The organism is Methanomassiliicoccales archaeon (genome assembly GCA_014361295.1).
Classification (GTDB): domain Archaea; phylum Thermoplasmatota; class Thermoplasmata; order Methanomassiliicoccales; family JACIVX01; genus JACIVX01.
In genome coordinates, this window is sequence record JACIVX010000001.1 from 1477854 (window position 1) to 1496131 (window position 18278).

Here is an 18278-nt window from a genome sequence, read left to right on the forward strand (position 1 = left end):
TGAATAGAATCTATTGGAAATAGTGAATTTTAAAAATCGAGATAACAATTATTTCTTGCTTTACCATATCATGACTATGGGCTGCGCGACGATCACGATCGATGTTGACCGGGATGTTAATCTTCCAGAGCATGGAAGAATCGAGGGCATCTCACGGGCCAGAGATGGCGATAAAGCTCCAAGATTCGAATCGGCTGCGAAAGGACTCAAGTTAATCGTATCGGTGCTCAATGATCTGGGAATAAAAGGAACCTTTTTTATTGAGGCCGAGACCGCCAAGAAGATCGCCGAGAGGATGAATATCAAGGAACTTTTGAAGCCCCACGAAATCGCGTGTCATGGATATAGACACGAGGATCTCACAGGTGAACAGAGTGGGATTAAACTGTCGGATGAACAAGTAAGCTCGATTTTGGACGATAGCGTGGCGACAATCAAGGAAGTGTTCAACAGAAAGCCAGTGGGTTTCCGCGCACCATACCTGCATATCGATAACAGAATCCTAGCAGCGCTCGCGCAGAAAGGATTCATGTACGATTCATCGATCATCAAACGTCTTGATCGCGGCGAGATTTATCCGTATCGAATTTATGGCGCTTTGATAGAGGCACCGATCGCCTCAGGCGTCGATCGTGCGGGAAAGAAGATCGTCTCCTATCTCTGGCCGTTGCATGAAGGACAGAGGAAAGTGTCTGATTACGAGCATTTCATCTCCCGGTTTTCAGCCGGGCTCTTCATTCTGGCGACCCACAGCTGGCATCTCATCGAAAGCTATGATTCCGGATTGTTGCCTGAGGAAAAAATTGCAGAAAACGTTTCTTGGCTTCGTTCTATATTAAAGACAGCAATCGATCTTGGTATCGAGTTCTGCACAGTTGAGGAGTATCTTCTTGGGAAAGCGGGCGATTGATCAAGATGAAACGGGATTATCCATGTCTCGAGAAAATCACTTATGAAGAGGCACTTCAAAGAGCGTGGAACAACCTTCTTAAAAGAAACCCAGTCGAATTGGCTGAATTCTCACTTAGCAGAATTTTCGATAGCGTCATTACCGTTCGATTTTTTACGAAGGAGTGTACCGTTGATCTGCACAGGAAAATTATCAAACAGGATCAACAACCACTCGAACCGTTTCACTCAATTCTAATTCTTCATTATTTATGTGGATGTTCTGATCTTTATCCGACAGGAGAGATGATCACTTTCAGAGAAATACCTGGAGGAGATTTCTACTATGCTGCCTTCAAGTCAAGGGCGATCGATCCGCTTATAATGAAATTTGGCAGGAAGCCAGAGACGCTTTTCACTGCTGCCGAGAGAATTGGCGCAAAGAAAATCGATATGGGGAGCGCGAGCGTGAGGGTTGATGTATTTGCCAAACTTCCAGTCATTGTTGTTGTCTGGGAAGGTGATGAGGAAATACCCAGTTCGGCAAATATTCTGTTTGATAGGATTGCAGCGTCAATTTTCCCAACGGAAGATTTGGCAGTGATAGGCTCTCTCGTGTCTTCAAAGCTCACGAAGGCCGTCTGAATTTAGGATTTTCATTAATATCGAGATGAATAATAGATTCTGAACAGATTCTTGAATTCTTATTCATCTTTTTTTTAAAAAAAGGAAGGGGTAGGTCCAGCCGTGCCGGACACAATTATTGATTTTTTCAGAAGAGACCTTTGACTTTGCCCTTTTCGTCGATATCAATATCCATGAATGCAGGTCTGCTCGCTAGGCCAGGCATTGTGCTCATCTTCCCTACGAGCGGATAAATGAAGCCAGCACCGACACTCGCCCTGACCTCCCTGATCGGCAAGACGAATCCCTTTGGCACGCCCTTCAGATCGGGATCATGGCTCAAGCTCAAGTGTGTCTTCGCCATGCAGATCGGAAGCTTTCCGTAACCCGCGTCTTCGAACGCCTTGATCTGTTTCTCAGCGAGTGGTGTGTATGTAACTCCATCGGCCCCATAGATGTTCTTGGCGATGCACTCGATCTTTTCCTTGATCGACCACTCGAGCGGGTAGAGGAACCTGAATTTCGATGGCTTCTTGCAAGCCTCGACGACCAATTCGGCCAATTTTCTTGCTCCTTTTCCGCCTTCTGCCCAGTGTGTGCACTTCGCCGCGTCCTCCGCTCCTGCCTGGATCGCGTACTTGCGGATAAGTTCAATCTCTGCATCGGTGTCTGTCTCGAATGCGTTAATGGCCACAACGACGGGAATTCCAAACAGCTTGGCATTTTTGATGTGGACGCCAAGGTTTCCGAGTCCCTTCTCTAGCAGATCGAGATCCTCTGTCGTGTACGCTTTGTCGAGCGGTAGGCCGGGCTTGACCTTCGGGCCACCTCCGTGCATTTTAAGGGCTCTTACCGTTGCAACGATCACAACGCAATTCGGAATCAACCCGCTGTACCTGCATTTGATGTCGAAGAATTTCTCCATCCCAATGTCAGCACCAAATCCGCTCTCAGTGACGACATAATCTGCACACTTAAGGGCGATCTGGTCAGCGACGATGCTGCTGTTGCCGTGAGCGATGTTTGCGAATGGACCAGCATGAACGAATGCTGGCTGCCCTTCCAGCGTCTGCATAAGGTTCGGCATGAGCGCATCTTTGAGGAGAACAGTCGCCGCACCAGCGACCTTAAGTCTTTCAAGCGTGACTGGCCGCCCCTTCTTATCCATTGCAACGACAACACGTCCTATCCGTTCCCTCATATCCTTTAGTCCAGTCGTTAATGCAAGTATTGCCATCAGCTCGCTTGCGACGCTGATGTCGTAACCTGTCTTCCTCGGAAAAACAGGACTCGGCGTACCATCTTCCTTCTTCGCATCGTTGAGACCGATCTGAATTTCTCTAAGGCTTCGGTCGCAGACATCGACAACGCGGTTCCACATGATCGTCTCGGGATCAATATCGATTCGCTCGAGTCCGCGCTTCTGTAATTGTTCATCCGTCAACACGCTCTCATGGTACATCCTGCTGTCAATCGCTGCGGCAATGAGGTTATGTGCAACCGAGATTGCGTGGATGTCGCCGGTGAGGTGGAGGTTGAAGTTTTCCATCGGAACAATCTGGCTGTAACCTCCCCCAGCTGCGCCCCCCTTAATGTTAAAGGTCGGCCCCATGCTCGGTTGCCGAATACATGCAACGGCCTTCTTCTTGAGCTCAGATCCAAGGGCCTGCACCAGTCCGATTGTTGTTGTGGTTTTCCCCTCTCCTAATGGAGTAGGTGTTATTGCTGTAACATCTATGTACATTCCTTGCGGCCTGTCAGCGAATTTCTCCCGCACGTCCAGGTGAACCTTCGCTACGTACTTGCCATACAATTCCAAATCATCTGGAGTAAGGTCGATCTTTGCTGCAATGTCGAGAATCGGCTCTAAAGTTGCCTCTTGGGCTATTTCCAAATCACTTTTCATGTAAAACTTCCTCCTGATCGCATTTATTTAAGTCTTGAATTTAGAGGGAAATACCGAAGAAAATATAAAACAATTCCTGAAACAAAACGAAGAATTATCAATCGGGACATCAGCTCTTCGGCATCATTCTCCAGTGAACCCTTTTCATGCCAACAAAGAATTAAATAAGCTGCCACCGTTATGGCACAGAACAAGGTGGTGACGATGGTTGCCCGGCTGATTGATGGTAATGAAATCGCCGCACAGATCCGCGAGGAACTGAAGGCGAAAATCGCTGACCTTAAGTCAAAAGGTGTCACTCCTGGGCTTGCTGTTATTCTCGTGGGAGAGGATCCAGCTTCTCAGGTCTACGTGAGAATGAAGGGAAAGGCATGTGAAGAGCTCGGACTTTATTCTGAGACGATCAGGCTTCCTGCCAATTATCCTGAGGAAGCACTCCTCAAACTCATCGACGATTTGAACGCAAATCCGAAGATTCATGGAATCCTTGTCCAGTTGCCCCTTCCCGATCATATCAATGAGACAAAGGTTCTCAACCGCATCGATCCCGAGAAGGATGTCGACGGGTTTCACCCTGTCAATGTTGGACGAATGCTGATCGGCGATCCCGGATTCCTACCATGTACGCCTCATGGAATTCAGGAACTTTTGATAAGGAGTGGAAATAGTCCTGAGGGGAAACATGTTGTGGTCGTTGGAAGAAGCAATATCGTTGGGAAACCTGTTGCCGCGATACTGATGCAGAAGAAGAAGGGCGCGAATGCAACCGTGACAGTTTGTCACTCGAAGACAAAGGATCTTCCTTCGGTGACGAGGATGGGAGATATCCTCATTGCGGCTATGGGTGTCCCAGAGTTCATCAAGGCGGATATGGTTAAAGAGGGGGCCGTCGTCATCGATGTCGGTGTCAACAGGGTTGAAGATCCAAGTTCAAAGAAAGGGTATAAATTAGTGGGTGACGTCGATTTTGAGGCAGTGAAGCAAAAGGCATCAGCCATTACACCGGTGCCTGGCGGCGTAGGCCCGATGACGATCGTCATGTTGATGAAAAACACCGTTTTGTCCGCAGAGAAGGCGTTGGCCCGAAAGTAAGTGGGTCGATCGGGAGGGGATATCGACGACAAACAGACCATGTGATATTGTAGATCTAGCAGGTAAGGCTGGCGTGTACAAATCGAAGCTTTCGCCTGGTAATCTGCTTCTTCGCGGATTTATGGCTGGTCTTTATATCGCCGTCGGTGCTGCTCTCGCCACTGTTTGCTCAACTGGCGTTGCGAATTATCTAGGTGCGGGAATTGGAAAACTAGTCGCCGGCGCTGTCTTCCCTGTGGGTCTCATCGCCATTGTATTGACGGGTATGGAGCTCTTCACCGGCGATGCCATGCTTGTGCCGATGGCAGCGATGATGAAACTTGTCACATGGAAGCGGGTTTTTTATGTATGGACCTTCGTTTATATAGGCAACTTCATTGGATCGTTGTTTTGGGCATTCCTCATGGCGGTGGGGCCACTGCAGACTGGTGACATTTCTGCCGTTTCCGGCAACGCCGTTTCCGACAGCGGCTTCTACCTCAATGCATTTGGCGTTAACGCGATCAACATCGCCGCGGCGAAAACGCTCACCTACAAAGCTGCTGGTGGACTGATGGGAATGACATCGGTATTCATGAATGCGATCGCATGCAATCTCCTCGTCAATGTCGCAATTCTGCTCGCTTTATCATCGAAGGAGATGATTGGCAAATTCTTCGGGATATGGTTCCCGATCATGGCTTTCGTTGCGAGCGGATTTGAGCACTGCGTTGCCAACATGTATTTCATTCCTGCTGGCATGATGGCGCTTGCGATGCATCCCGAGTATTCGCTGCCGGCGAACACACTGCTAGCGCATTACGGCGGAATTACGGTCAGCGATTTCCTTATCTGGAATTTGATACCGGCGACGATCGGCAACATTATCGGTGGATTCCTTTTCGTTGGCGTTGTGTACTTCTATGCCTTCCGAAGTGAACTGCCAACAGTCTGCACATCCGAGGTTCCTGGCGCTCAAGCGAGGAAAGAGGAAATGAAATAAATGACAAGCGTATCGAAATTGGCACGCGTTGTTGTCGCCTTTTGGGCGGCACTGGTCCTCTGGGTCTTTATCGTGACCCAGGACCTGACAATTCTTTTTCTCGGTCTTTTCATGGTCATCATTCTTTACGCGATTCCCCTGATGATGGGAAAAATGAATCGCTCGGCATTTCAAAAACTGGCAGAAGAATATCGAGGAAAGGCGATTAAGAAAAAGATTCGCGAGCTCTCGCCGTCCGACGTTGGAAACGCGATCACCACTGAAGGGTCGATCGAGCGTCGAAGTTTACTCTGGCTTTCGAGACCAAGATATCTGATTTCGGATGGCGGCAGCAGTGTAACTGCAATGGCTCTTTTCTCCCCTCTCGATGAAATCAAAATCGGGGATCGTGTCAGAATTCTTGGCACCGTTTCAAGAAGTCTGATAAAACCTGGTGAAATCATGATTACTGTTTTTGAAATCGAGAAAATCAATTGATCATTCTGATGCGAATTGCCTCACATCTCTGGCGTGAATCGACGTTTCATTTTTTCCTTTCATAGGAAAAAACTTAAACGATCATATCGGATTCATCATCCGAAATGCTAAGGGAATGCAAATCTCACGGTTACTTCAGGGGCGAAGCCTGCCCGATTTGCGGTGATAAGGGTCGATTCCTGATGAATGAAAAGGAGTTGGATCAGATCGGAAGAACGATGGCAGGCGTTCTCCGTCATTTTCCGGAAAAGTTTGGACTCAAAATGGACCCTCAAGGATTTGTCAGTCTCAAGGATTTTGTCAATGCGCTGAGGACGCATCAAAGAAGATATCACTGGATTCGCCCGTATCACATTATTGCGATTATAGAAACAGATCCAAAAGGTCGTTACGAGGTCAGCAATGACATGATCCGCGCAACATACGGTCATACGATTGAGCTCGATTTGAAACTACCAACGGATAATACACCTGACAAACTTTATTATCCAACGACACCAGAAGAGGCCGACATAATTTTGGAGACAGGGTTGAAGCCGTCGGATCGAAAACTTGTTCATTTGTCAAGAACATACAAGGACGCGGTCGTTGCTGGCTCTGTGAGAACCGAATCGCCTGTTATACTCGAAGTCGATGCGAAAAAAGCGGTTGAGGATGGGATCGTAATACAGAGGGCGGGGAAAACGGTTTTCTTGGTGGAAGAAGTACCAGCCTGCTATTTGAAGCGTGCTGAAGCAACGGAAGAAGCGAAAGAATAATCGAATTCGTCTGACCCTCGTTCGCAAAAATTTTCGATAAATACAATTAGCTCTTTGGTCAGTAATATTCTATTGATGTTCATCAGGGCGGACAAACTTCTCTCACGATCTTACGACTCTTTTCACACTCATCACGTGCTATCTTTTTACTGGGATGATTTCGTCCCCTATCTCCAGCTTTATGATCTTGGAGAAAAGAAAGTAGAAGAAATTGAACTCAATGAACTTGCCTTCTCCTCGAGCTATGAAAAATACTGCGTCGGTCACTTTAGGGGATCGGAGTATGTTCCCTGTCCCACTTCTGCGCGAGTGACACGTTTTAGCCAATGCTCTTATTGCGCTTCATCTTGGATCCCGCATCAAGAGTGCATTTTCGAGCCGAAATGCAACGGTGAGCTCTGTTCCTGCGATTTTTGCAGCAAACATCATGTCGTATACGCTGCAGTTATCCACGATATAATCAAGATCGGAATGACTGGCCAGTCGAGGCTAAGGACTCGCGGGATTGAACAGGGCGCTGATGCCATTTTACAACTCATAAAATGCGATGGTCGTCTGGAAGCGCGTAATTTTGAAAAAAGAATCGCCAAGATTCTCCACTTACCACAACTGACAGGGTCCGAGGTGAATTCAAAATGTTTCATGAGACCTCCGCGGAGAGCTGAGATTGAAGAATTGCTGATTTCCATCAGAGACCGACTTTCCAAGGAGTTACAGGTGATCGACAGCGAGATTCTTTTCCTCGATCGTTATCCAATTGAACATTATCTCGATTCGCCGCTGGAACCAATTCAACCCTCAGGCGTTCACATGGGCAAAGTTCTCGGCGTCAAGGGACGGTTTCTGCTGTACCAAGATGAAATAACGAACCAGTATAGAGTCCTAGATCTCTCAGATCTGCCTTGTAGATACATCAGCGAACTTCACGAAAGGGATAACTATCGGAATGAGGATGCACCGATTTAACTCGACGGAGACCTGGGGGCGCCGTTGATGTCAAAGGTGCTTAAGCCAGAAGAAGTTAGGGAGCGTTTCGGGAATCTATTTTGCAGGAAGTTCATCACAATGGTTGATGAAGAAAACGGGATCGCGAGGATCATCGACGAGTGCATTGCCAAAGGGCCAGTCGAATGGGATGCGGTCAACAGGAAAAGAGCTGGCGGAGTGATCACAGATGTCCGAGTTGAAGGTACAACTCTTATTATGGATGCAGTTATTGGGGAGCGTGAAGTGAAATTTGGGCCGGCATCAAAAGATCTGGGGGGACAGGGGCTCAAGGCGCTCAAGGTCGAAGGAGACAAAGTGAAAACAACCTGGGTCGGGCTTGCAGGAGCGAGTATAGGCGTCGGAGCGTGTCTGCCGCAGGCATCAGGAACGATCGAAACGGAATACCCTGATGACATAAAGGTCGGTGGGGCACACAGGATTGAAGTTACGATCACAACGCCAAAAATGATCCGGATGATCTACGCCGTCGATGACACTGATACAAAGGAGAAAGGGGCATCCTGGGCGATGATGCTGAAGATGGCGAATTCCTCTCGAATTGGTCATTTTCTCGAGCACAAAATCATTCAGCTGAATCCGAACGTGCCTGATAAGACAACGAACTGCGTTTCAGTCGGCGTTTCTTTTGCCGTCGAGGAAAAAAACGCAGATAAACTGACTGAATATGTCATCAATTATGTCAAGGAGAATACCTATTCAAAGAACACCACTCTCGCTGTTTTCCGTGGGTTGAAAATTCCAGATGAGCTTGTGAGATATGGACTTGAGGCAAAAAAGCACATTCTGACAGTCGACCGTGCGAGGGAGGTTGCCGAGAAAAATGGCGTTCGCCTCGTTGAAATCACTGGGAAGCGGGGGTCGATCGGTGCTGTGGCTGGCATCGGTTGTTTCGATCTCGGTATTATTTCCGCGTCATTACCAGAGGACTTTGAGAAGAAACCCGATTGAGAAATAATTTAAATATCCTGCCAATTTAATCAGAATAACCAAAGATCGTCCTCACCGAAGATTATCCCTCAGGGGGCATGGCAATCAGAGAAGAAATATCGAAACTCATTTCTAACACGGCGTACCAGGCGTACGAAAAGAAATTGCTAAAAGAGGTGCTTGAACACGAGATTCCACGCCACGTCGCGATCATCATGGATGGTAACAGACGATTTGCGAGGGAATTCGGTCTCCATCCAAATGAAGGTCATATCAAAGGAAAGGACAAGCTGGAAGAAGTAATGGAGTGGTGCCTCGAACTCGGTATCAGGATCCTCACTGTTTATGCCTTTTCCACTGAGAATTTGCAGAGGGATAAGGACGAAGTGGATTACCTTATGAATCTTTTTGAAGAAAACTTTCTCAAGCTCGGCGATGATGAAAGAATTCACAAACACAAGATTAAAGTCAGAGTTCTTGGACAGCGTGAGCTTCTTCCCGAGCGGGTGAGGAAGGCGATCGAATATGCAGAACAGCGCACTGCTGATTACGATCAGTATTTCTACAATATTGCTGTCGCTTATGGTAGCAGGCAGGAGATCATACAGGCTATCAAGCAGATCGCCGAGAAAGTCAAACGGGGAGAGCTGAGCGTGGAAGAAATCGATGAAAAGGTCTTTTCGAACTTCCTCTACACCGCCGATTTTCCAGATCCCGATCTCATTTTACGTACATCTGGTGAGGAGAGAGTCTCAAATTTTCTGCTCTGGCAGCTTGCTTATTCTGAACTTTATTTCACAGATGTGTACTGGCCTGGATTTAGAAAAATTGATTTCTTGAGAGCGATCAGGTCTTATCAGCTTAGACAGAGACGATTCGGTAAGTGAAGATTTTATGTATTCCTTCCTCGCTCGGGCAAGCGACTAAGAGGAGGGCATCACCTGGTGAAAGAAGATCTCATTCTCATTCATGCGCCAAGCGTTTATGACTTTAGAAAGGAGACGATCTTCTATGGCCCAATCAGCGATCTTATTCCATCGACACCGGTCTTCGAAATGTATCCTTTTGGATTTGTCACGATCGCCGCTCATCTGCATCAGGAGGGATACAGGGTAAGGATTGTCAATCTCGCTTCTTTGATGCTTGGTGATAGGAATTTCAACGTTGAGTCGTTCATCAAAAACTTGTCATCGACCGTATACGGTATAGATCTTCACTGGCTACCACATGCACACGGCTCTCTGGAAGTCGCGAAACTCATCAAAAAATATCATCCAGATTCCAAGACCCTTTTCGGCGGTTTCTCATCAACCTATTTTCACAGAGAGCTGATCAATTATCCTCAGGTTGACCTGGTCCTGCGTGGTGACTCGACTGAAATACCCGTTGCATCGCTCATGGAAGCTGTTGAGAAAGATGACGATTTCACCAATGTCCCTAATCTGACCTGGAAAAAAGATGGGAGAGTCTTCGAGAATCCGCTAGCTTTCGTTCCCGAGGATATCGATTTTCTTGGCGTCGATTACGGCTGGATGATCAAATCCGTGATCAAGTATCGCGATCTTGAGGGTTTCAAGCCATTCAGGGATTGGGACAGATATCCTCTGACTGCTGTTTTTTCGGTGAGGGGCTGCACGATGAACTGCGCTGTATGCGGCGGATCATGCACTGCGATGAGAACATTCCTCGGCAGAACAAGACCAGCGTTCAGGACACCAGAAAAACTTGCGACCGATGTGTACAATATCGGTTGTCATTTCGACTCTCCGATTTTTGTTGTTGGTGATCTCCGTCAGGGAGGAAAGGATTATGCGAGGAGATTTTTCGATGAGGTAAAAAAGCTCGGTGTTGAGAATCACCTAATCCTTGAGATTTTTACACCTGCTGATAAGGAATTCTTTCGCATGGCGTCAGAGGCTGTCGAACAGTATTCGGTTCAATTCTCGCCAGATTCCCATGATGAGGATGTCAGGTTCGCACTCGGAAGAAAATTCGACAATACGTCTATTGAGTCTACGGTTGAAGATGCTTTAAGTCATGGATGCACTCGGTTCGACATGTTTTTCATGATTGGTCTTCCTCAACAGACCGTCGAATCCGCAATCGAAACATCAGATTATGCGCGTCACCTGTATAAGAAGCTCGATCACAAAGAGAAATTGTTTTTCTACATTTCGCCACTCGCTCCTTTCCTCGATCCGGGTAGCTGTGCATTCGAAGACCCTGAGACATACGGTTACAGGGTTTTTGCAAGGACGCTTGAAGAGCATCGCTCAAGACTGTCGAATCCTAGCTGGAAGCACGTTCTCTCGTATGAAACAAAATGGATGACAAGAGATGAGATTGTTGGAACTTCGTATGACGCGGCGGACCGTCTTAACAAAGTGAGATTTGAAGAGGGTTTAATGTCAGCGGATGACTATGAGCTTCTGTCAACGCGTAGTCGCCTCGCAAAAGCGATGGTGGAAGAAATCGATTTGGCAATATCAATAAATGATCCCGAGGAAAGAACTCATCGGCTTCAAATAATCAAAGAGAAGGCGGATAAACTCATGGAGTCGACGATCTGCAAGAAAAGAGACTTGGAGTGGGATACAAAGGGAGTTTTCAAGAGTATTCCTCGGGCGCTCATCGGTTTTCTGAGAAAGAAAAGGATTTAGCGAGGCCTTCGCTATCGACAATTCACGTCGATCCTTCTTGTCTACTGTTTTTCGCCGAGTTCCATTGACCTCAATGTAGCAGCGTATACCGCCTCGATCAGCGCTCCTCTGACGCCAGCAGCCTCCAATATCGCCAATCCTTCAATCGTCGTACCAGCAGGTGACGCAACCTGGTCTTTGAGCTCTCCGGGGTGCTTTTTTGTCATGAGGACTGCCTTTGCGGAGCCGTAAACTGTCTGGGCAGCAAGTGCGAGTGCAACATCTCTCGGAAGCCCCGCTCTCACACCGCCATCCGCAAGCGCCTCGATGATCAGGTATACAAATGCAGGTCCACTTCCGCTCAATCCAGTTACTGCGTCAATGAGTTTCTCGTCGAGGCAGAATGCAATACCAACGGACTCGAGGATCTTCTGAACGATTTCCTTGTCCTCTTTTTTCGCATACTTTCCAAGCGCGTAACCAGAGGCCGATGCGCCGACAAGGCAAGCGTGATTGGGCATGACTCTAACGACTCTGACGCCGGGGTTCAGTCTCGACTCGATGAAATTGATACGAATGCCCGCGGCGATTGAGATGATCAGTTTTTCCGCCGTGAGATAAGGTTTCAATTCCTGAAGAACCAAGCCAATAACATTAGGCTTGACAGCGAGAACAACGATTTCCGATACCTTCGCAACTTCAACATTGTTATCCGTCGTCTGAATGCCTATTGATTTGGAGATATACTCTCTTCTTTCAGGGATAATTTCGCTCGCTATGATCTCCTCCTTCTTCGCAAAACCGACCGAGATGATCCCTTTCATTAAGGCCTCGGCCATATTTCCCGCACCAATGAACCCAATCTTTTTCATCGATCCACCTCAATATCGATGTTCACCGTTTCGTTTCAAATCGTGACACGCAAATCGATTTTATCAATTGTGTCTCTTATAAGGAAACCCAACATGTCGGAGGTGCTTAAATAAGTTAGTGAAACTTGCTTGCACGAATGTGAAACAGGCGAGAAGATCCTTTGGAATGGACTCTCATTGACAAAAGTGACATATGAGATCATTCAATCACCAAGGATCTTCAGTATCTCCCTCATGAACGCAGGAAGATCTGATGGTTTTCGCGAGGTAACGAGATTTCCATCTATCACGACTTCTTCATCTTTGAATCGCGCACCCGCGTTGATCAGATCATCTTTGATCGCGATAACTCCTGTCACTTTCTTGCCTTTCAAAATTCCCGCAGAGATGAGAACTGAACCTCCATGGCAAATCGCCGCCACGAGCTTTCCTGCTTCGAAGATTTCCCTTACAAAACCATTGATCTGGGGATACCTTCTCAGTTTATCGGGGGCCCATCCGCCTGGGATGACGACACCGTCAAATCTCTGTGGGTCTGCTTCTGAAATTTGAATATCTGGTTTAATCTCGTAGCCGTGTTTACTGCGATACACCTCACTACTGCCGGTGCCGATCACGATCGGCACATGGCCCGCTTCTTTGAGTCGCAGGATTGGATACCAAAGTTCGAGGTCCTCGTAATCATTTTCGACAAGAATTGCGATCTTTTTTCCCAACAGATCACCAACTCTCATTACAGATTCACAATCCTTAAACCTTTAGGCGTAGGAAACCGTTTCTGATTAAAGTTCCACGACGGTGGAAAATACTTTCATGAGATTCTTCATAGCAAATATTATTCGCAAGTCAAAATTTTTTTGTTGACAATGATAGATCAAAGAAAAAATAGGTCCTAATTCGGTTAATTTTCACAATCCATTTCCTAACTCAAAGATTGCTGGCCTACTCACATTTCGCTTTCTGCCGAAAGTAATTACATGGAAAATTTAAATAAAGGCAGTATATTGTGCCTCCGATGTTGCTCGAAAAGTATCTACCTGTTGCGGTTTTCGCAATGGTTACAATACTTTTCCCTGTACTCGCCTTCTATGTCTCCAGGTTCTTTAGACCTACGAGAAAAACAGCCCAGAAGGCACTCACATATGAGTGTGGGGAAGTGCCGATCGGCGAAGCTCAAATTCAATTTCATTTCCAATATTATATTTTCGGGATTATATTTGTCATCTTTGATGTGATTACCGTTTTCTTGATGGTGTGGGCCCTTGCATTTTCTGGTCTTTCAGACCTTGCTAAAATTTACATGGCAATCTTTGTAATTATATTACTTACTGGCCTTGCATATGCGCTGAAGAAGGAGGAGATCATTTGGATCTGAGTCTGGCACCTAATGCAATAGCAATGAGTGTGAGGGAGTTCGTCAAATGGTCTTCCGAGCTATTCGACGATCTCATGCGAGCGACAGGGGTGAAAAGAGCTGTTGACAAGATTACAACACCTATCTGGAGCTGGTCCCTGAGGAACTCGATTTTCCCTCTGCACTTCGGTATCGCATGCTGTGCTCTGGAAATGGCAGCCTCCTCCGCTCCGAGATGGGACGCGGAACGCTTCGGCATTGTCTATAGATCATCTCCAAGACAGTGCGATGTTTTGTTGGTGAATGGCTGGGTGACGACAAAACTTCGACCCGATCTGAGGCGCTTGTATGAACAGATGCCGGAACCCAAATGGGTTATCGCTATGGGTGAATGTGCGATCTCCGGCGGTCCCTGGTATGATTCGCATACAGTCGTACAGGGTGTTGATACGTTCATTCCTGTCGACATCTATATTCCTGGTTGCCCGCCGAGACCTGAAGCTCTTCTCGACGGTTTCCTAAAATTGCAAGATAAGATAAGGGCATCAACGAAAGGCAGATTCCTGGAAGATTGAGGTGAAACCGTGAATACGACTGGCGGTCAAGAGACGTCAGGGTTGACAGAGGAGGCAATTGTCGATGCCGTGCGAAAAGCCTTTCCAGAAGGCGTCACGATTGGAGGCGTCGCTCCGAGAAGGATTTTCGCGAGGGCTGACAGGGCTATCATTTACAAATTGTGCGAATTCCTCAAGAATCAATTGAAGTTCGATCATGTTTCCTGCGTTACTGGTGTTGATAGAATTGATCGTTTTCAGGTTGTTTATCATCTTTCATCTTATGAGAACCGTTGCGTTCTCGAAATCACTGTCGATATTCCTCGCGACGATCCTGAAATAGACTCGATTTCACCTCTCTGGGGCGGAGCGAACTGGCACGAGCGGGAGACCTACGATATGTTTGGCATCCGCTTCAAGAACCATCCACGGCTTGAAAGAATCTTTTTGCCAGAGGATACCCAGTTCTTCCCATTCAGGAAGGACTTCAAATTGGGGAGGCAGTGAGATGGCTGAAATGTGGATTAACATGGGGCCGCAACATCCAATGACCCACGGGCTCTGGAACCTGAGGGTCAAAGTCGATGGTGAAACCATCGTCGATGCTGAGCCCGTCGTAGGCTATCTGCACCGTGGGTGGGAAAAGCTTGTGGAAAATCGAATGTATCCTCAGATCATTCCTCTTTCTGATAGACTCTGTTACGGTGCATCAATGTCCTGGAGCCACCTCTATTGTTTGACGATTGAGGAGCTGATGGACGTCGAGGTACCAGAAAGGGCAGAATACATTCGTGTTATCGTATTGGAACTGCAGAGGATCGCGAGCCATCTCATGTGGCTTGCTGCCTACGGCACCGATCTCGGGCTTTTAACGGGGTTCGTGTACGCGATGAGAGAGAGGGAACTCTTTCTCGATCTTTTGCAGAGCGTCAGCGGCGCGCGGATGACTTATAATTACATGCGAATTGGTGGTGTCAGAAATGATTTACCGCCGAATTTTGAAAGGGATTGCCTCAGAACTCTAGATTATTTTGAGAAGAAGCTCGATGAGTACGAGCAGATCTATGATGGGAGTGACATTTTCCTCATGAGAACACAGGATATCGGATATCTGAAGCCGGCGGATGCGATCAACCTCGGTGTAACTGGGCCAACGCTCAGAGGAAGTGGCGTTAAGATCGATATCCGGAAACATGATCCTTATTCGGTTTATGACGAGTTGGATTGGGACATCTGCACCCATCCAGATTGCGATTGCTATGCGAGATACAGGGTTCGCATGGATGAGATGAGAATGAGTTGCCACATTATTAGGGAAGCATTTAAGAAGATGCCAGATGGGCCTGTGCGCGTCAAAGTGCCGAGAAACGCGCCTAAGCGAACCGCCTTCGCGAGGGTTGAGGATCCGAGAGGTGAGGGTCTCATGTACGTGATCGGCGATGGAACCGACAGGCCGTTCAGATTGAAGGTGAGGAGTCCGATATTCGTTACAGTTTCTGCTGTTCCTATCATGCTGAAAGGTTACAAGGTTGCGGATGTTCCTGCGATCATGGGATCTGTTGACATGTGCCTAGGAGAGACGGACAGGTGAGTGGATGGATCTCTACGGTTTCACCGAAGGAATTGTCAGATGGCTCGTCGGAATCATCAGTTATTTCGTAGACTGGCTCGGATTTCATGGATTTGCCGGGTGGATTGAAAGTCCAGGTGTCATTCAATTCCTCACGATCTTTGGCGAGGCGCTTATCGTTTTCATCGTTGGATTTTTGATCGCGATCACAATGATATGGCAGGAGAGGAAAACACTCGGAAGGCTCATGGATCGGCGCGGAGCGATGGTTGTTGGTCCTGCTGGTTATTTCCAGAATATTGCTGATGGTCTCAAGACTTTTCTCAAGGAAATCATCATTCCAGAGAAAGCGGATAAAAAGGGATATAACTGGGCACCTGTCATCATCATTGGGTCGTCTGTTCTTCTTATTGGATTAATTCCGATGAGTGATCGCTTTTTCATCTGCGATCTCGATGGCGGCCTAATTTTTATTTTCGCTGTTTTCAGCATCACGCCCTTCGCGATATTGATTGGTGGATGGGCATCCAATAACAAGTATTCATTGATTGGTGGCATGCGATCAGCTGCCCAGCTGATCAGCTATGAGGTTCCATTGCTTCTCTCGCTCGTTGGTGTTGTGATCTTGACTGGGAGCCTTAATCTAGGGGAAATCGTGCGGGCACAGCAGGAATCGATCTGGTTTGTGATTCCCCAGTTTATTGGGTTCATCGTTTTTCTCATCACGATCGTTGCGGAAGTCGAGAGAATTCCGTTCGATCTGCCTGAGGCTGAAGCTGAGCTCGTTGAAGGCTGGTGGACTGAATATGGTGGTATGCGATTCGGTCTCATTATGCTCGCTGAGTACATCAGAGGATACGCGGGTGCGGCCGTTGCGGTTCTTTTGTTCCTTGGAGGTTGGAGCGGGCCGTTCCTTCCGCCAGAAATCTGGTTTTTGATCAAGGTTTTCATCGTCTTCTTCGTTTTCATATGGATTCGTGGCTCCCTGACAAGAGTAAGAATCGACCAGATCCTCAACATCGGATGGAAGCGGCTCATCCCGCTTTCGATGGTCAACATTGTCATCGCGGTCATCATCAAATCAATGGGGTGGTTGTGATTGTCTGAGAGGAAACCAAAGAAGAAGAATATTGGTGTGACTGGGTACATTCTCAAGCCCATGTACGCCACCCTCAAAGAAACGATCAGGGCAACGATTCATCGCCCGAACACGGTGCTGTATCCTTGGGAAAAGCTTGTTCTGCCCGATAATTACAGGGGGCGCCCAGGCCTCATCATGGATCGATGCATTGGTTGTGGCATTTGCATGAGAATTTGCCCGACGAAATGCATTGAACTCGTGGAAGTCGAGTATAAAGATCAGGCCAAGGTTAAGCGACCCAAGGTTAATCTAGGAAGATGCATGATGTGCGGCTACTGCGCTGAGTATTGTCCTAAGAATGCGATGATCGTGACACCTGAGTATGAACTCGCCGCTTTTACCCGCGAAGATCTGATTTTCGATCCCTATAAACTTCAGTATGAATACAAACCCGGATACGAGGTCCATCTTGTCGAGGTAACGCCTTCTGAGCTCAAGAGAGGGGTGGTCGCCGCTCCCGCAGAAAGGAAACCTGAGTCAAAGGATAAACCGGAGCTCGACGATAAGAAGTGTATTGGCTGTTCTCGATGCGCAAAAGTCTGCCCGGCAGGAGCGATTGAGATGATCCAGGCCGGTGTCAGTGACAAAGGTAAGCCGATTAAGCGGCCGAAATTCGATTATGACAAATGCGTCAGCTGCGAACAGTGCGTTGAGAACTGTCCGCGGGATGCGCTCGTGATGAAGGAGGCTCTGTGATGGAATGGGATTTGCTTTTCTTTTTGATCTTCGCTATAATCACAGTCGCTGCAGCAGTTTTCGTGATCGCTTCAAAAGAAATCGTGCACAGCGTCATGTATCTTGCACTGACCTTCATCGGTGTTGCGATTATCTTCTTTTTCTTGAGCGCGGAATATGTTGCAATCATTCAGATTCTGATTTATGTCGGGGCGGTGTCCGTACTTATGCTATTCGGTATCATGCTAACAAAAAGAAGGCTCACTGGAGGTGAGCGCATATGAATCGACAGAGAGTGTTTGCTATCATTTCAGTCGCCATATTCCTCATCATCATTGTATCATCCTTATCGCTTTCGTCATGGAGATCAGGAGAGATCACTGAGATCGGCATGCATCAAATCGGGATCGCTCTCTTCGAGGATTATGGAATCACATTCCTGATCATTGGAATCCTCATGTTCGTGGCAATGATCGGCGGGGTATTCCTGGCGAAGGAGGAAAGCAAATGATACCACTCGAGTACTTCCTTGCGCTGGCGGCGATTTTATTCGTCATCGGCGCGTACGGAGTGCTGACAAAGCGCAACGCGATCGTTGTCTTAATGTCGATCGAGCTGATGCTGAATGCCGCAAATATTAATTTTGTTGCGTTCTCATCTTTTTACAACGATGTTAAAGGCCAGATTTTTGCACTGTTCTCGATCGCGGTCGCGGCAGCTGAAGTTGCCGTTGGGCTAGCAATTCTCCTGGCACTTTCAAAGGCAAGAGACACGATCAATCTCGACGAAATCAATCTGCTGAGGTGGTGAG

Annotated in this window: 22 protein-coding genes; 19 read left to right on the forward strand and 3 right to left on the reverse strand. The window is 47.5% G+C overall.

Features of this window, described 5'->3' with window-relative positions:
* Positions 1–70 precede the first annotated feature (70 nt).
* Positions 71–910, forward strand: a complete 840-nt coding sequence (locus H5T41_07315) for a polysaccharide deacetylase family protein (protein MBC7108578.1) — start codon at positions 71–73, stop codon at positions 908–910.
* Positions 911–915: 5 nt separating this feature from the next.
* Positions 916–1533, forward strand: coding sequence for a DUF3786 domain-containing protein (locus H5T41_07320; protein MBC7108579.1), 618 nt, complete (start codon positions 916–918; stop codon positions 1531–1533).
* 127 nt (positions 1534–1660) lie between these two features.
* On the opposite strand, the gene H5T41_07325 is transcribed toward H5T41_07320, so the two are convergent.
* Positions 1661–3418, reverse strand: coding sequence for a formate--tetrahydrofolate ligase (locus H5T41_07325; protein MBC7108580.1), 1758 nt, complete (start codon positions 3416–3418; stop codon positions 1661–1663).
* 204 nt (positions 3419–3622) lie between these two features.
* On the opposite strand from H5T41_07325, the gene folD reads away from it, so the two are divergent.
* From folD to H5T41_07365, 8 genes are all read left to right on the forward strand, one after another.
* Entirely contained in the window at positions 3623–4510 is an 888-nt protein-coding gene (gene folD, locus H5T41_07330; GenBank protein MBC7108581.1) for a bifunctional methylenetetrahydrofolate dehydrogenase/methenyltetrahydrofolate cyclohydrolase FolD, read from the forward strand.
* 46 nt (positions 4511–4556) lie between these two features.
* Positions 4557–5492 carry a formate/nitrite transporter family protein gene (locus H5T41_07335; protein ID MBC7108582.1) on the forward strand — a complete coding sequence of 312 codons (936 nt, stop codon included), beginning with the start codon at positions 4557–4559 and terminating at the stop codon, positions 5490–5492.
* 18 nt (positions 5493–5510) lie between these two features.
* A complete protein-coding gene (locus H5T41_07340) occupies positions 5511–5969 on the forward strand; it encodes a hypothetical protein (protein MBC7108583.1) in 459 nt (152 codons plus the stop codon).
* Between the two features lie 182 nt (positions 5970–6151).
* Positions 6152–6727: an RNA 2'-phosphotransferase gene (locus H5T41_07345; protein MBC7108584.1), complete on the forward strand. Its 576-nt coding sequence runs from the start codon at positions 6152–6154 to the stop codon at positions 6725–6727.
* Between the two features lie 75 nt (positions 6728–6802).
* The gene (locus H5T41_07350; GenBank protein ID MBC7108585.1) at positions 6803–7693 is read left to right on the forward strand and encodes a DUF2797 domain-containing protein; all 891 of its coding nucleotides are present in this window, start codon (positions 6803–6805) and stop codon (positions 7691–7693) included.
* Between the two features lie 27 nt (positions 7694–7720).
* Positions 7721–8683, forward strand: a complete 963-nt coding sequence (locus tag H5T41_07355) for a DUF1743 domain-containing protein (GenBank protein ID MBC7108586.1) — start codon at positions 7721–7723, stop codon at positions 8681–8683.
* A 77-nt stretch (positions 8684–8760) separates the two neighbouring features.
* On the forward strand, positions 8761–9549 hold the full coding sequence (uppS, locus tag H5T41_07360) for a di-trans,poly-cis-decaprenylcistransferase (GenBank protein ID MBC7108587.1): 789 nt from the start codon (positions 8761–8763) through the stop codon (positions 9547–9549).
* A gap of 72 nt (positions 9550–9621) precedes the next feature.
* A complete protein-coding gene (locus H5T41_07365; GenBank protein ID MBC7108588.1) occupies positions 9622–11322 on the forward strand; it encodes a TIGR04190 family B12-binding domain/radical SAM domain protein in 1701 nt (566 codons plus the stop codon).
* Between the two features lie 41 nt (positions 11323–11363).
* Here H5T41_07365 and proC read toward each other — a convergent pair whose 3' ends face one another.
* Both proC and H5T41_07375 read right to left on the reverse strand, forming a co-directional pair.
* A complete protein-coding gene (proC, locus tag H5T41_07370; GenBank protein ID MBC7108589.1) occupies positions 11364–12173 on the reverse strand; it encodes a pyrroline-5-carboxylate reductase in 810 nt (269 codons plus the stop codon).
* A 203-nt stretch (positions 12174–12376) separates the two neighbouring features.
* On the reverse strand, positions 12377–12907 hold the full coding sequence (locus H5T41_07375; protein ID MBC7108590.1) for a type 1 glutamine amidotransferase: 531 nt from the start codon (positions 12905–12907) through the stop codon (positions 12377–12379).
* 281 nt (positions 12908–13188) lie between these two features.
* On the opposite strand from H5T41_07375, the gene ndhC reads away from it, so the two are divergent.
* The 9 genes from ndhC to nuoK all read left to right on the forward strand — a co-directional run bounded on the left by ndhC (position 13189) and on the right by nuoK (position 18277).
* A complete protein-coding gene (ndhC, locus tag H5T41_07380) occupies positions 13189–13548 on the forward strand; it encodes an NADH-quinone oxidoreductase subunit A (GenBank protein ID MBC7108591.1) in 360 nt (119 codons plus the stop codon).
* A gap of 74 nt (positions 13549–13622) precedes the next feature.
* Positions 13623–14102, forward strand: coding sequence for an NADH-quinone oxidoreductase subunit B (locus H5T41_07385; protein MBC7108592.1), 480 nt, complete (start codon positions 13623–13625; stop codon positions 14100–14102).
* Positions 14103–14144: 42 nt separating this feature from the next.
* The gene (locus tag H5T41_07390; protein ID MBC7108593.1) at positions 14145–14588 is read left to right on the forward strand and encodes an NADH-quinone oxidoreductase subunit C; all 444 of its coding nucleotides are present in this window, start codon (positions 14145–14147) and stop codon (positions 14586–14588) included.
* 1 nt (position 14589) lies between these two features.
* Complete coding sequence (locus tag H5T41_07395) at positions 14590–15672, forward strand: NADH-quinone oxidoreductase subunit D (protein ID MBC7108594.1); 1083 nt, start codon at positions 14590–14592, stop codon at positions 15670–15672.
* A 4-nt stretch (positions 15673–15676) separates the two neighbouring features.
* The gene (gene nuoH, locus H5T41_07400) at positions 15677–16750 is read left to right on the forward strand and encodes an NADH-quinone oxidoreductase subunit NuoH (protein ID MBC7108595.1); all 1074 of its coding nucleotides are present in this window, start codon (positions 15677–15679) and stop codon (positions 16748–16750) included.
* A complete protein-coding gene (locus tag H5T41_07405; protein ID MBC7108596.1) occupies positions 16751–17488 on the forward strand; it encodes a 4Fe-4S binding protein in 738 nt (245 codons plus the stop codon).
* On the forward strand, positions 17488–17751 hold the full coding sequence (locus tag H5T41_07410) for an NADH-quinone oxidoreductase subunit J (GenBank protein MBC7108597.1): 264 nt from the start codon (positions 17488–17490) through the stop codon (positions 17749–17751). Before H5T41_07405 ends, H5T41_07410 begins: the two co-directional genes overlap by 1 nt.
* Positions 17748–17978 (forward strand): NADH-quinone oxidoreductase subunit J, encoded by a 231-nt coding sequence (locus H5T41_07415; GenBank protein ID MBC7108598.1) that lies wholly within the window; start codon positions 17748–17750, stop codon positions 17976–17978. Before H5T41_07410 ends, H5T41_07415 begins: the two co-directional genes overlap by 4 nt.
* Positions 17978–18277, forward strand: coding sequence for an NADH-quinone oxidoreductase subunit NuoK (gene nuoK / locus H5T41_07420; protein ID MBC7108599.1), 300 nt, complete (start codon positions 17978–17980; stop codon positions 18275–18277). Before H5T41_07415 ends, nuoK begins: the two co-directional genes overlap by 1 nt.
* Position 18278 lies beyond the last annotated feature (1 nt).

Bases quoted from the DNA above. Each gene is read 5' to 3' on its own strand.
- H5T41_07315 (MBC7108578.1), top strand. From the start codon at position 71: ATGACTATGGGCTGCGCGACGATCACGATCGATGTTGACCGGGATGTT.
- H5T41_07320 (MBC7108579.1), top strand. From the start codon at position 916: ATGAAACGGGATTATCCATGTCTCGAGAAAATCACTTATGAAGAGGCA.
- H5T41_07325 (MBC7108580.1), bottom strand. From the start codon at position 3,418: ATGAAAAGTGATTTGGAAATAGCCCAAGAGGCAACTTTAGAGCCGATT.
- folD (MBC7108581.1), top strand. From the start codon at position 3,623: ATGGTTGCCCGGCTGATTGATGGTAATGAAATCGCCGCACAGATCCGC.
- H5T41_07345 (MBC7108584.1), top strand. From the start codon at position 6,152: ATGAATGAAAAGGAGTTGGATCAGATCGGAAGAACGATGGCAGGCGTT.
- H5T41_07350 (MBC7108585.1), top strand. From the start codon at position 6,803: ATGTTCATCAGGGCGGACAAACTTCTCTCACGATCTTACGACTCTTTT.
- H5T41_07355 (MBC7108586.1), top strand. From the start codon at position 7,721: ATGTCAAAGGTGCTTAAGCCAGAAGAAGTTAGGGAGCGTTTCGGGAAT.
- uppS (MBC7108587.1), top strand. From the start codon at position 8,761: ATGGCAATCAGAGAAGAAATATCGAAACTCATTTCTAACACGGCGTAC.
- proC (MBC7108589.1), bottom strand. From the start codon at position 12,173: ATGAAAAAGATTGGGTTCATTGGTGCGGGAAATATGGCCGAGGCCTTA.
- H5T41_07375 (MBC7108590.1), bottom strand. From the start codon at position 12,907: ATGAGAGTTGGTGATCTGTTGGGAAAAAAGATCGCAATTCTTGTCGAA.
- ndhC (MBC7108591.1), top strand. From the start codon at position 13,189: ATGTTGCTCGAAAAGTATCTACCTGTTGCGGTTTTCGCAATGGTTACA.
- H5T41_07385 (MBC7108592.1), top strand. From the start codon at position 13,623: ATGCGAGCGACAGGGGTGAAAAGAGCTGTTGACAAGATTACAACACCT.
- H5T41_07395 (MBC7108594.1), top strand. From the start codon at position 14,590: ATGGCTGAAATGTGGATTAACATGGGGCCGCAACATCCAATGACCCAC.
- nuoH (MBC7108595.1), top strand. From the start codon at position 15,677: ATGGATCTCTACGGTTTCACCGAAGGAATTGTCAGATGGCTCGTCGGA.
- H5T41_07410 (MBC7108597.1), top strand. From the start codon at position 17,488: ATGGAATGGGATTTGCTTTTCTTTTTGATCTTCGCTATAATCACAGTC.
- H5T41_07415 (MBC7108598.1), top strand. From the start codon at position 17,748: ATGAATCGACAGAGAGTGTTTGCTATCATTTCAGTCGCCATATTCCTC.